The sequence below is a fragment of the Paenibacillus sp. Marseille-Q7038 genome (assembly GCF_965111595.1).
This window is the reverse complement of the sequence record NZ_CBCOOM010000001.1, coordinates 1,112,501-1,125,555: the sequence shown is the minus strand read 5'-3', so window position 1 is coordinate 1,125,555 and position 13,055 is coordinate 1,112,501. Positions and strand designations below refer to the sequence as shown.

General features: G+C 42.2%; 10 protein-coding genes and 2 rRNA genes. 4 read left to right on the top strand and 8 right to left on the bottom strand.

The features are described 5' to 3' along the window. The first annotated feature begins 134 nt into the window (after positions 1-134). Entirely contained in the window at positions 135-863 is a 729-nt protein-coding gene (locus ACWPWY_RS05465; protein ID WP_454190733.1) for an MOSC domain-containing protein, read from the top strand. A gap of 86 nt (positions 864-949) precedes the next feature. Here ACWPWY_RS05465 and ACWPWY_RS05460 read toward each other — a convergent pair whose 3' ends face one another. The 6 genes from ACWPWY_RS05460 to ACWPWY_RS05435 form a co-directional block, all read right to left on the bottom strand. After that, a complete protein-coding gene (locus ACWPWY_RS05460) occupies positions 950-2,899 on the bottom strand; it encodes a PTS fructose transporter subunit IIABC (RefSeq protein WP_454190732.1) in 1,950 nt (649 codons plus the stop codon). 62 nt (positions 2,900-2,961) lie between these two features. Beyond that, positions 2,962-3,876 carry a 1-phosphofructokinase gene (pfkB, locus tag ACWPWY_RS05455; protein WP_454190731.1) on the bottom strand — a complete coding sequence of 305 codons (915 nt, stop codon included), beginning with the start codon at positions 3,874-3,876 and terminating at the stop codon, positions 2,962-2,964. 3 nt (positions 3,877-3,879) lie between these two features. Further along, entirely contained in the window at positions 3,880-4,626 is a 747-nt protein-coding gene (locus tag ACWPWY_RS05450) for a DeoR/GlpR family DNA-binding transcription regulator (RefSeq protein WP_454190730.1), read from the bottom strand. Between the two features lie 1,428 nt (positions 4,627-6,054). Then, positions 6,055-6,417 carry an MmcQ/YjbR family DNA-binding protein gene (locus ACWPWY_RS05445; RefSeq protein WP_454190729.1) on the bottom strand — a complete coding sequence of 121 codons (363 nt, stop codon included), beginning with the start codon at positions 6,415-6,417 and terminating at the stop codon, positions 6,055-6,057. 14 nt (positions 6,418-6,431) lie between these two features. Continuing rightward, positions 6,432-7,028 carry a histidine phosphatase family protein gene (locus tag ACWPWY_RS05440; RefSeq protein ID WP_454190728.1) on the bottom strand — a complete coding sequence of 199 codons (597 nt, stop codon included), beginning with the start codon at positions 7,026-7,028 and terminating at the stop codon, positions 6,432-6,434. Beyond that, positions 6,994-7,563, bottom strand: a complete 570-nt coding sequence (locus tag ACWPWY_RS05435) for an AAA family ATPase (RefSeq protein ID WP_454190727.1) — start codon at positions 7,561-7,563, stop codon at positions 6,994-6,996. Before ACWPWY_RS05435 ends, ACWPWY_RS05440 begins: the two co-directional genes overlap by 35 nt. 227 nt (positions 7,564-7,790) lie before the next feature. On the opposite strand from ACWPWY_RS05435, the gene ACWPWY_RS05430 reads away from it, so the two are divergent. From ACWPWY_RS05430 to ACWPWY_RS05420, 3 genes are read left to right on the top strand one after another with little or no spacing between them, the layout of a single operon-like run. Next, a complete protein-coding gene (locus ACWPWY_RS05430) occupies positions 7,791-8,129 on the top strand; it encodes a MerR family transcriptional regulator (RefSeq protein WP_454190726.1) in 339 nt (112 codons plus the stop codon). Between the two features lie 41 nt (positions 8,130-8,170). Further along, positions 8,171-8,566: a hypothetical protein gene (locus ACWPWY_RS05425; protein ID WP_454190725.1), complete on the top strand. Its 396-nt coding sequence runs from the start codon at positions 8,171-8,173 to the stop codon at positions 8,564-8,566. Positions 8,567-8,622: 56 nt separating this feature from the next. Next, complete coding sequence (locus ACWPWY_RS05420) at positions 8,623-9,372, top strand: SDR family NAD(P)-dependent oxidoreductase (RefSeq protein WP_454190724.1); 750 nt, start codon at positions 8,623-8,625, stop codon at positions 9,370-9,372. A gap of 159 nt (positions 9,373-9,531) precedes the next feature. Here ACWPWY_RS05420 and rrf read toward each other — a convergent pair. Both rrf and ACWPWY_RS05410 read right to left on the bottom strand, forming a co-directional pair. Beyond that, positions 9,532-9,648 (bottom strand): 5S ribosomal RNA (gene rrf / locus ACWPWY_RS05415). Between the two features lie 253 nt (positions 9,649-9,901). After that, a 23S ribosomal RNA gene (locus tag ACWPWY_RS05410) occupies positions 9,902-12,948 on the bottom strand. Between the last annotated feature and the right edge of the window lie 107 nt (positions 12,949-13,055).

Here is a 13,055-nt window from a genome sequence, read left to right as displayed (position 1 = left end):
TTGTCCCATTCACATCCTCTTTCCCTGTTTTCTTCTATTGTTACCCCAAAATATGCCATAAACAAGTTATTATATATCTATAAGTGTTATCTACCACCTGCACAACCTTTTATGAAATCGAAGGAGTGAACTCCATGTATGTCGGCCGGATCAAAGAAATTGTACGTCATCCTATAAAATCGTTCCAAGGAGAACGGGTACCCCGTACTCAAGTGATGGAGTATGGACTTTATGGGGATCGCAGTCATGCCTTTGTACACAAATCCAATAGGAATCAATATGTAACGATTACTCAATTGCCACAAATGGCCGGTTTTCAGGCTTATTTTACAGATCAAGAAGTGCAGGAGCATTACCCGCGTGTGGAAGTCATTACACCCCAGGCACAGAAATATCACTTTGGCGATGAGGAACTGACTCGTAAATTAGAGGAATTGTATAAGAAAGAAATCGTGCCGATCCAGTATACACCTGCTCATGTGCCATTGGGAGCGATCGAAGAGGAACCTATTCAACTCGTCACAGATGCTTCCATCAAACAACTTGAGAAACTATGGGGAAATAATGAAGTGGATTCACGCAGATTTCGACCGAACTTCGTTTTGTCGCTTGTCGATCAGGTTCCTTTTATTGAGGAACAATGGCTTGGTAAAAGGATCCGAATCGGAGAGAATGTTACCTTACTCATTAAACGCCCCTGTAAACGATGCTCCATTATTAATATTCATCCAGAAAATGCGATGCGAGATCCTTCTCTGCTTAAGAAGGTAGTTACAGAGCGAAATAATCAGTTTGGTATATATGCTTCTGTACTGCATACGGGTACGGTTTCCGAAGGAGATGAAGTCACGCTTCTGGATTAGCCTTATAAAAAAATAAAACCCGGAAGGATATTCCCTTCCAGGTTTCTGATTTTTTTTCTTCATTTTTGTTTATTTATTCATTTATTTTATGCTTTTACTTCAATTGGTTTTTTCCATAATCCAAGAATCAGACCGGACACAACCGCACCAATGAGTACAGCTAGTAAGAACAGCAAAGCATGGTTAGCAAGTGCTGCTACGAAAATACCGCCATGCGGTGCTGGAAGGTTAATTCCCCACAATTGTGTTAGTCCGCCTGCAATACCGGAACCAATAATACAGGAAGTCAGGACACGAAGCGGATCTGCTGCTGCAAATGGAATCGCACCTTCGGTAATGAAAGAGAGTCCGAGCACGTAATTCGTTACACCTGATTTACGTTCTTGTTCCGTAAATTTATTTTTGAAGAAAGTCGTAGCCAGTGCAATCGCAAGAGGCGGAACCATACCACCGGCCATTACTGCTGCCATCATTAGCCCGTTCTCATTCCCGCTGGAAGTAAAGACACCAATAGAGAACGTATATGCCGCTTTATTAAACGGACCACCCATATCAACGGACATCATTCCAGCAAGAATGACACCAAGAAGCACCATGTTCCCTGTACCGAGGTTATTCAGTATATCTACCAAACCTACGTTAATCCAACTGAAAATCGGTGAGAGAATGTAGTACATTGCTGCACCGGTAATCAGAAGACCAAAAACAGGATAAAGCATAATGGATTTCAATCCATCAATCGCGGATGGTAAATATTTGAATACTCTACGCAGACCAAGGATCACATAACCAGCTAGAAAACCAGCTGCAAGACCGCCAAGGAATCCTGCGTTTGCATTAACTGCCATTAAACCGCCGACCATACCTGGCATGAGAGCTGAACGATCACCAATACTCATCGCAATAAAACCAGCAAGGACTGGAATCAGGAAGTGGAATGCGCCATCCCCGCCCCCAATTGTCTGTAATAACTGGAAGAGTGGACTGTCTGCTCCAGCTGCTTGTTCGATCAAGAAAGAGATGGCAAGCAGGATACCTCCACCCACCACGAATGGAAGCATGTGCGAAATCCCGTTCATGAGGTTTTTATAGAGCGTACTTCCTATGCTTGTCTTTTCTTCGTCCGCAGAGGAAGAGGATGATGCAGCATCCGCCTGAAGTATAGGCGCATCACCTTTTAAAGCCTTGGTGATTAGTTCTTCTGGTTTACGAATTCCGTCTGCTACAGGACGCTGAAGTACAGGTTTTCCATGGAAACGGTCCAGATCAACCTTTTTACCAGCTGCGATAATTACCCCTTTTGCTCGGCGAATTTCATCTTCAGTCAGAACGTTTTTCGCTCCTTCTGCTCCGTTTGTCTCTACCCGGATATTTACTCCCATCTCTTTTGCTTTTTTAAGCAAGGCATCTTCTGCCATAAAAGTATGAGCAATACCTGTTGGGCAAGCCGTAACAGCTACAACAAAATCTTCAGAAGAATTGGCTTTTGTTTCTGCTTCTGCTTTTGATTTTGTTTCCACAGGAGCTGATTCAGCAGCACTTGCTTTTTCAGCTTCTTTTTTCGCTTGTTCTGCTTCTTCATCTTGTTGTTTATCATTAAATAATGCAGTTACTTCATCCGGCGTTTTCGTATTCATCAATTGCTCGATGAAATCAGCGTCAATTAAAAGCTTAGATAAAGCAGCTAGCGTACGAAGATGCGTATTTCCTGCTCCTTCTGGGGCTGCAATCATAAAGAATACATGAGCTGGTGCTCCGTCTAAAGAATCAAAGTCAATACCTGCTTTACTCTTTGCAAATACAACCGTTGGTTCATTTACTGCTTTGGTTTTGGCATGCGGCATCGCAATACCTCCACCAATCCCCGTACTTGATTGCTCTTCTCTCTTATAGATCGCTTCCTTGAACAATTTCGGGTCATTAATCCGTCCGCTTTTGTTAAGGCTCGCAATCAGTTCATCAATCGCTTCGGCTTTGGTTGTTGCCTTTAAATCCATTATCATTACTTCTTTGATCATCAGATCTGTAATTCTCACGATATGCACTCCTTTAACTTAGGAAAGTGATGAAAAATGACCATCCTTACCCATGATGTATGTTATTTCCACTCATTAATTTGTACTTGAGGAATCAGTGTTTCAATCTGTTCTTTTACTGCAAGATCATCGGAGAACGCAGTTGCACTACCTGAGGCAACACCCGTCCGGAAAGCTTTCAGTACATCGCCTGTAAGAGCAAACGTTCCAATAAATCCAGCAATCATGGAATCACCAGCACCTACTGAATTCTTCACTTTACCAGCAGGAACATTAGCATGATATACCTCGTTATCCATAATCAACAATGCACCTTCACCCGCCATAGAGATCAGCACATGTTTAGCACCTTCTTCAAGAAGCTTCCGGCCATATTTGACCAAATCCTCTTTCGTATCAATAGTAACGCCAAAAAGTTCAGCCAGTTCATGATGATTCGGCTTTACAAGAAGAGGTTTATCTTTCAGAGCTTTTAACAAGGCTTCTCCGGTTGTATCGATAACAAAGTCTGCCCCTGCTTCTTTACACACCTGAATCAATCGCTCATAAAAGTCACTGCCGAGAGAAGGAGGTACACTGCCCGAAAGAACGAGAATATCGCCTTTTTTCAAATGAGACAGCTTTGCCACAAGAGCGTGCGCTTCTTCATTCGTAATAGCAGGTCCAAGTCCATTAATTTCCGTTTCATCTCCATGCTTCAGCTTCACATTAATTCTTGTATCATCGGAAATAGATACAAAGTCGGAAGCGACCGTGCTCTTGGCTAAGAAATCACGAATGAATTCACCTGTAAATCCGCCAAGGAATCCCATCGCTGTATTCTCTGCACCAAGCTGGGTAAGGACTCTAGAAACGTTAATCCCTTTCCCTCCAGGTAACTTCAAATCCCGTTTCATTCGGTTTAAATTACCGAGCTGTAATTGTTCTACTTCCACGATGTAATCAATGGAAGGATTCAGTGTCACTGTGTAGATCATTATTCATCCCTCAATTACTTTATATTTCTGACCGATGGGAACTCTGTATGGTTCTGGTACCATGTCGGTAATTAACGTTGCTTCATTTAAGTCAAACAACTTAGCAAACGTAATCTCACCAAATTTGCTGGAATCTGCCAACACATATGTTTCACCAGACAACAAATGTGCGTTCCGTTTTATTAAGGCTTCCTCCGGGTCAGGAGTAGTATACCCCATCTTTACATCAATCCCATTCGTTCCTATAAATGATTTATCAAAACGGAATTGATTCATATTTTGAAGTGCGATACTCCCTACGACTGCTTTCGTATGCGTTTTCATCAAACCGCCAAGCAAGTAACTACGAATATTTTTTGATACTAAGGCGTCTACATGAGACAGACCATTCGTTACCACTGTTATATTCTCTGCTTCTATATAAGGAATCATGGATAGTGTAGTTGTACCTGCATCTAGATAGATACAGTCTCCATTTTGCAATTGCTCTGCTGCAAGCCTGGCTACTTTCGTTTTCTCATGAACGTTTTTGAATGTTTTTTCATCCATACCAGGTTCCGTGCTTTTCTGTGTAATCAGTGAAGCACCACCATGTACTCGCTTGAGCAAACGATTGGCTTCGAGATCAATAAGATCTCTTCTAACTGTAGACTCAGAAGCTCCAAGCAACTCTACAAGCTCTTGCAGTTTAACAACCCCGCGTGATTGTAAACGTTCTAAAATCAAACGGTATCGTTCTTCAGTAAGCATTCACATTCCTCCTGACAGCTCTTATAGTATCATAAAATCATTAAAAAACAATCATTTTCTATCAAAAATATTCAAAATCTATCATCAATCCATTTATTCTGTCACAATTCTTTGAAAAATAAAGATATCAACCTTTTATATGATTAACTTCATAGCTATCTTCTACTTCTTAGTCTATAATTGTTATTTTTTTAAAAAATTACTTCTAATTAATCGCTTTTTAATCGATCTGTTCCTTATCTCCATTAGAATTACGGTTTTATACTTTTGCACTGACCCTGTTCCTAGATTCACGAAAGGTTTGAAGTAAATAATCATCGTATGTCTCGTGGATTTTTCGTTCTTTTTGTCCTGCCTGTGATAATCATTTCCTCATACCTTTTTACGTAAACTTTCCATTTCTCTAGCTAAATGCGTCATAGGCATGAATTAGGAATTTAGCACAATTTTATTATGTATTTTCTATGCTGAATCGCAGATCGCATCCAATTCTGCGAGTGACCTACCATTTTACTATGACTTGCTCACGGAAGTGTAGGTATTCCCCCCTAGGCTCTACATTGATACTATCCCCTATTCTCCCTAAGTGCTGTAGCCAATAACTTGAATCAACTTCGTACGCTTTTTTACTAATTCATCCTAAAGACTAGCTATACTCAGAAGTTTTAGTTTTTAATTAAGTACATAAAGAGTTTAGCACATAAAGTATTCTTTGCATTCCGAGAGTCTTCCTTAGAACTTTGAAAGCATCGTGTGCTGTCTCGTAAAGAGGTTGTTAATAATGGGACGTTATCGATATAGACTCCGATTATTTCACTTGAACGATTTACGAAAACGCTAAAAGCTTTATTATTCAAGCTAATTCCTTACGTCGTTTTCCTTATGGGAAGATGCGCATGCGCTGGTTACCTAGAGGGGAATCGAGTGGTACAACTTGAGGAGAATTGAAAGGTGGCTGTTTTGCAATGATAGTCTAAAAAGACTGGACAAACTGGAGTACAGAATAAAATGAGTACTATGGATATGGAAACCTTTTATTAATCCTCTTTTCCCAAACTATTTCCTGATGTCATTGTTAGCGATATTATGGACAGAGTTTGATCATGATACGTTGAGATTTTAATTACGGGCTGTTCAAGTTTGATCATCAAAGGTGATAGGTATATCCTCATAAAGATTTGGATCAAGTAGCCGCAAGAAAAACTAACTTTGGCTGAAAATCGAAAAGGCTTCCCCCTGGTTTCGGAGCAAGCATTCTTGTGCTGAAGGGACTTGAAGCCGCTTTACACAATTACGGGAAGTCCTTTTCTCCGAGAGCTGGTCCTTATTATGATATAACATACGTAGTGTGGAGATTGTTATCACGTTTTTTGAGAAGATCAAACCATAAACATAAAATCATTTTATTCTTACAAGCGTATTTACTATCTAGGAAGTAAGGAATAGCTCTTGTTGTTTTTTTGTCAGGCTTTTCAGTACCAGCTCATACGAATGATCAATCATTGATGTTACATCCTCAAGCGATAAACTTCCCCCAAGAGATATCGTGTTCCAATGCTTCTTGTTGAGGTGATAGCCGGGGACAACTTCTTCGTGCTGTTCCCGCAAATTCTCAGCAATTACGGGATCACATTTAAGAGAAATATCAGTTGCTTCCTGTTTCTCATTGAGCGATATAAGAGCAAACATCTTGCCTCCAATTTTGACAACAAGGGGTACAGGACCAAAAGGGTAATCTTCCGTTGCTCCCTTTTTAGAAAGACAATATGCTTTAATGATGTTATTTTTCATACAACCGTTCTCCTTTATTCTTGGTGTATTGGGGTATTCCACATACGATCTACTTTATCCAACTTCATTTCACGGAAAATTAAATAATAAATATCCGGCATCGTGGTTTGTTTCCAAAAATGAAACCCATAATTTGAATCATAATAATTCATCATAATGGTCATCATATTTCCGTGCGTACCCATGATAACATGTTTTCCTGCATATTGTTCTAGAAGAAGTTCAAGTGTAGGAATAGACCGTTCTTGTGCCTGCTTTGTCGACTCTCCTCCGTGCAGTGAGTAATCCTTGTCATCAAACGACTTTTCGATTGCCTGGAGAATGACCTCCCATTTTTCCTCGTACTCATTTCCAATTATCGAACGTTCACGCAAATTTTCGTATTCTTTGATCGGAAGTTTTTTTTGATCCGCTACATACTGAACCGTCTGCACTGCTCTTTTATAAGGACTTGAGACCACAGCGTCTATTTGAAGATCGGCGAAAACATCTGCGACATACTTCGCGTACCCTAACCCTTTCTCCGTAAGACCTCGTGAACGTTCCTCTCCGTGAATATGTATAGATTCTGCATGTCTAACCATATAAATATGAGTTTCGATAAATGTCATGTCCATGCCCTCCTTTAATGTGATCTAAGATTGTCTTAACGACCTCTTCTCGCTTCATCTGATCAGTATCAAGTTTGATCTCAAACCGTGCATCTTCAAACGCCGCAATACAACGTTCCGTCTGTCGATAGACCCATTCACCAGGTGTTTCTCCTCGGTCATTCAGTCTACCATGGATCGTATCTCTAGATGCAGTAAGACAAAAATGATAAATATTTGAATCTATTTCCCTAAGTCCATTCCTTACATATTCATAATTCTCGAGTTTGTATAAGGTCATTGGTATAATTAACGTACGGTTGTATTTTCGTTTTAGTTCTTTAGCACAAGTGACAACAAGTGTTCTCCACAACTCTAAATCTTGAAAATCATCCGTCTGTTCTTCCTTATGTTTCACCTCGTATGGTATTACCTTTCTCAACATATAACCAATCTCTTCGGGGTCAAAAATCATACTGTTTGGAACTTTTCTATTCAAAGTTTCCGCGGCTGTCGTTTTTCCTGATCCAAATGCACCATTGATCATAATAATCATAAAATAATATCCCTTCTGAACACATAAATAACGTATATTATTTTGTATACTTCTCTATTATCGCTCAAATACCTTGTTCATACATAAAATCTATTAGCGAAAGCTAATTTGTGCCCAAAAGAAATCGCCCTTTTTACAGATTTTAAGTAGTCCGATTTCCTCAGCTCTTCATTGTTCGATATTGTTTTTTCGTTAACTACAATCTTTTGAAAATAGGTGATTGATTAGTGAATGATAATTTGCTTTTGATAAAGGAATTTAGCTTGTTAACGGGTTTATCACGGAAAGCTTTGTATGTATATGAACAACATAATCTATTGAATCCCGTATTCATACATCCGGACAATGATTATCGGTATTATGATAAAAATCAATTACTGGCTGCTAAACGTATAAAATCACTAAAACAAGCTGGGTTAACTTTAGAGGAAATCAGCGAAGTGATTTATGAAAAACGATCGGTAGACGAGATCATTAATTTAATTAAAGAGAAAACTCGATTGGAAATCGAAAAAATAAACAATGCCCATCAAACAATAGAAAATTGGGAACATTTCAGCATTTAATTATGGATTCTAAAAAGAGTATAAATGAGTACTTAGAATCGGTGAATGTATATGAATACAATCTGAAACCAAATGAAAATATATGTGTAGCGCTTAATAACGCTGAAGAAATAATGAAACAATCGAATGTAAAGGTAAAGGATAAAATTATTAAGTACAAACTGATAGATAGTCAAATAACTCCTGTTAATATCGCTATACCAATAGAAGGTAAAGAATCAAATACTTTCAATAGTACAAGTTACTTTGGTTTTAAAACAACGCAGTTTTATTACGAAGTCAATCCGTATCAAGATGATTCTGTAGCGAAGATAAAAGATATCATGAATAATAACTCGTTGGAAATGACTGAATCATATGTTTATGAACGAATATTAAACTCGGATGATTACCTTTATTCATCAAAGCGACTTTCCAACTTCATTTTTCCTACATAGTAATTGACCTTTCCCTAGGGTTAACCTGTACACTTTTTGTAAAAGGAGAGATGAAAATGGACCAATATGCATTAGTAACAGGAGCCTCTAGAGGAATAGGAAAAGCAGTTGCACTTCAACTTGCCAAAGATGGATTCAATCTATTGTTACACTATAACCAAAATACAGAAAAAGCGAATGTATTAAAAAAAGAAATTGAATTAAGTGGGAGACAAGCAACTTTGATTCAAGGTGATTTTAATTCCAATGAAGGAATTGAAGAGTTTATAGAAAAATCCAAAAAACTGTTACGTGAAAAGAGTAATATCTCCCTGCACACGATTGTTCATAATGCCGGGCATGCGACGTCAAGCGGCTTTGGAGATGTAAATTTCATTGAATTTGATCAGGTTTTTAACGCAAATGTGAAAGCCCCCTATTTCATAACACAATCTCTAGTTGATTTTATAGCACCGAATGGCAGAATTGTTAATTTGTCATCTGGTGTTACTCGCATCGCATTTCCACATATGATGATCTACGCAATGACAAAGGGTGCCATTAACACAATGACATTTACACTCGCCAAAGAATTAGGACCAAAAGGGATTACAGTCAATTCAGTCATGCCAGGAATCATTGATACTGATTCCACAGCTAGCTGGCTGCATACGGAAGAAGGACAGGAAAATGCGAAAAATATGAGTGCTTTGGCGAGAGAGGGACAACCTGAAGAAGTTGCAAATGTTATTTCCTTTCTAGCAAGTGAAAAAGCGAGTTTTATTACGGGACATAATATGGATGTAACTGGGGGAAGTCATCTATAAGGTGATTTGATGGAGAATTATACATTCATGTACTTTAACACAGTACTACTTTTAATAATTTGCATTACAATAAATTATAATTATTACAAAGCAAAAAGCTTAATAGTATATATACAAAACACACTTCCAATTTTATTGGAAGTGTGTTTTCAGTGCTGTGCTTGGCGGCGTCCTACTCTCCCAGGACCCTGCGGTCCAAGTACCATCGGCGCTGGAGGGCTTAACGGTCGTGTTCGGGATGGGTACGTGTGGAACCCCTCCGCTATCGCCACCAAACGTGATTTTTGCGCTGTAATATCTTCAGTGAATACTCACCAGCAAAATATCAGCCCTTAGAAAGGACATGCGGCTTAAAAATCTTTGGAAAATCCATTCGCTCTTCGCGTTTACTTGGGTTCAACACGGAAGTGTGAATCAAGAAACAAGCGTCAGGTTCTCCTCAAGGATTTGCTCCCTGAAAACTAGATACGAAACGTTTTTTTGCGATTTATAGCATATGCTTTCGAAGTAGCTTTCCTTCAGAAGCTTGTAGGATAAGCCCTCGACCGATTAGTACTGGTCAGCTCCATGCATTCTTTGCACTTCCACCCCCAGCCTATCTACCTCGTCGTCTTCAAGGGGTCTTACTAATTGGGAAATCTCATCTTGAGGTGGGCTTCGCGCTTAGATGCTTTCAGCGCTTATCCCTTCCATACATAGCTACCCAGCGATGCTCCTGGCGGAACAACTGGTACACCAGCGGTATGTCCATCCCGGTCCTCTCGTACTAAGGACAGCTCCTCTCAAATTTCCTACGCCCACGACAGATAGGGACCGAACTGTCTCACGACGTTCTGAACCCAGCTCGCGTACCGCTTTAATGGGCGAACAGCCCAACCCTTGGGACCTACTTCAGCCCCAGGATGCGATGAGCCGACATCGAGGTGCCAAACCTCCCCGTCGATGTGGACTCTTGGGGGAGATAAGCCTGTTATCCCCAGGGTAGCTTTTATCCGTTGAGCGATGGCCCTTCCATGCGGTACCACCGGATCACTAAGCCCGACTTTCGTCCCTGCTCGACTTGTAGGTCTCGCAGTCAAGCTCCCTTGTGCCTTTACACTCTGCGAATGATTTCCAACCATTCTGAGGGAACCTTTGGGCGCCTCCGTTACTCTTTAGGAGGCGACCGCCCCAGTCAAACTGCCCACCTGACACTGTCCTCGCACCGGATCACGGTACCAAGTTAGAACCTAGATAATCAGGGTGGTATCCCAACGTTGCCTCCACACAAGCTGGCGCTCATGCTTCTTAGGCTCCCACCTATCCTGTACAGATCGTACCCAAATCCAATATCAAGTCGCAGTAAAGCTCCATGGGGTCTTTCCGTCTTGTCGCGGGTAACCTGCATCTTCACAGGTATTAAAATTTCACCGGATCTCTCGTTGAGACAGCGCCCAAGTCGTTACGCCATTCGTGCGGGTCAGAATTTACCTGACAAGGAATTTCGCTACCTTAGGACCGTTATAGTTACGGCCGCCGTTTACTGGGGCTTCGGTTCATAGCTTCGGATTGCTCCTAACCACTCCCCTTAACCTTCCAGCACCGGGCAGGCGTCAGCCCGTATACTTCGCCTTGCGGCTTCGCACAGACCTGTGTTTTTGCTAAACAGTCGCTTGGGCCTTTTCACTGCGACCCCCTCGTGCTATTCACACTACCGGGGTACCCCTTCTCCCGAAGTTACGGGGTCATTTTGCCGAGTTCCTTAACGAGAGTTCTTCCGCGCGCCTTAGAATTCTCTTCTCACCTACCTGTGTCGGTTTACGGTACGGGCACCTTCATCTGGCTAGAGGCTTTTCTTGGCAGTCTGAGATCATGACCTTCGCTACTGTAATTTTCACTCCCCATCACAGCCCAGCCTTAATGATGTGCGGATTTGCCTACACATCAGCCTCACTGCTTGGACAGACATCCATCAGTCTGCGTCACTACCCTACTGCGTCCCCCCATCGCTCGTAACGATTTACGGTGGTACAGGAATTTCGACCTGTTGTCCTTCGACTACGCCTTTCGGCCTCGCCTTAGGTCCCGACTTACCCTGAGCGGACGAGCCTTCCTCAGGAACCCTTAGGTTTTCGGCGGATCAGATTCTCACTGATCTTTTCGTTACTCATACCGGCATTCTCACTTGTATGCAGTCCAGCAGTCCTTCCGGTCTACCTTCAACCCGGCATACAACGCTCCCCTACCCCTGAATCGACTTCACTCCGCCTTCGAAGTGTGTCTATCCCCTGAGAGCATTGAGTCATCCTTCATTTCAGAAGAAGTCTGACAAAAATGTTCATTCAGTTTCCACTACCTCAAAGAAGCAGTGAAGTCGATTCAAGCCATAGCTTCGGTGGTGTGTTTAGCCCCGTTACATTTTCGGCGCAGAGTCACTCGACCAGTGAGCTATTACGCACTCTTTAAATGGTGGTTGCTTCTAAGCCAACATCCTGGTTGTCTGTGCAACTCCACATCCTTTCCCACTTAACACACACTTGGGGACCTTAGCTGATGGTCTGGGCTGTTTCCCTCTTGACAATGGATCTTAGCACTCACTGTCTGACTCCCGGAATACAAGTCTATGGCATTCGGAGTTTGACTGAACTTGGTAACCCTTGCGGGCCCCGCACCCAATCAGTGCTCTACCTCCACGACTTACTTGTTCCGAGGCTAGCCCTAAAGCTATTTCGGGGAGAACCAGCTATCTCCGAGTTCGATTGGAATTTCTCCGCTACCCCCACCTCATCCCCGCACTTTTCAACGTGCGTGGGTTCGGGCCTCCAGTGCGTGTTACCGCACCTTCACCCTGGACAGGGGTAGATCACACGGTTTCGGGTCTACGTCCACGTACTATATCGCCCTATTCAGACTCGCTTTCGCCGCGGCTACGGCTTTTCACCTTAACCTTGCACGGGAACGTAACTCGCCGGTTCATTCTACAAAAGGCACGCCATCACCCCTAAAACGGGCTCTGACTTTTTGTAAGCACACGGTTTCAGGTTCTATTTCACTCCCCTTCCGGGGTGCTTTTCACCTTTCCCTCACGGTACTGCTTCACTATCGGTCGCTAGGGAGTATTTAGCCTTGGCAGATGGTCCTGCCGGATTCATACGAGGTTTCACGTGCCTCGCACTACTCGGGATCCGTCTCGGAGGGAACAGACTTTTGACTACAGGGCTTTTACCTTCTCTGGCGGGCCTTTCCAGACCTCTTCAACTAATCGGTTCCTTTGTAACTCCATGTGAGACGTCCCACAACCCCAACCAGCAAGCTGATTGGTTTGGGCTAATCCGCGTTCGCTCGCCGCTACTGACGGAATCACTATTGTTTTCTCTTCCTCAGGGTACTTAGATGTTTCAGTTCCCCTGGTCTGCCTTCAACCACCCTATGTATTCAGGTGGAGATAACTATCCATTACGATAGCTGGGTTTCCCCATTCGGACATCCCCGGATCAAAGCTTGCGTACAGCTCCCCGAGGCAGTATCGTTGTTCGCCACGTCCTTCATCAGCTCCTAGCGCCTAGGCATCCTCCGTGTGCTCTTAATAGCTTAACCATATTGTTCGGTATTTTTGCTGAATCTCTCCAGTTGGCATGTGCCAAAAGTCGTTCTTCATCCAAAAACCTCACTCAGCAATCTATTAATCTTCACTTGTTTAACAC

Coding starts and splice junctions, on each gene's coding strand:
- ACWPWY_RS05450 (WP_454190730.1), bottom strand. CDS start 4,626: ATGCTTACTGAAGAACGATACCGTTTGATTTTAGAACGTTTACAATCA.
- pfkB (WP_454190731.1), bottom strand. CDS start 3,876: ATGATCTACACAGTGACACTGAATCCTTCCATTGATTACATCGTGGAA.
- ACWPWY_RS05445 (WP_454190729.1), bottom strand. CDS start 6,417: ATGAAAAATAACATCATTAAAGCATATTGTCTTTCTAAAAAGGGAGCA.
- ACWPWY_RS05435 (WP_454190727.1), bottom strand. CDS start 7,563: ATGATTATTATGATCAATGGTGCATTTGGATCAGGAAAAACGACAGCC.
- ACWPWY_RS05440 (WP_454190728.1), bottom strand. CDS start 7,028: ATGACATTTATCGAAACTCATATTTATATGGTTAGACATGCAGAATCT.
- ACWPWY_RS05465 (WP_454190733.1), top strand. CDS start 135: ATGTATGTCGGCCGGATCAAAGAAATTGTACGTCATCCTATAAAATCG.
- ACWPWY_RS05420 (WP_454190724.1), top strand. CDS start 8,623: ATGGACCAATATGCATTAGTAACAGGAGCCTCTAGAGGAATAGGAAAA.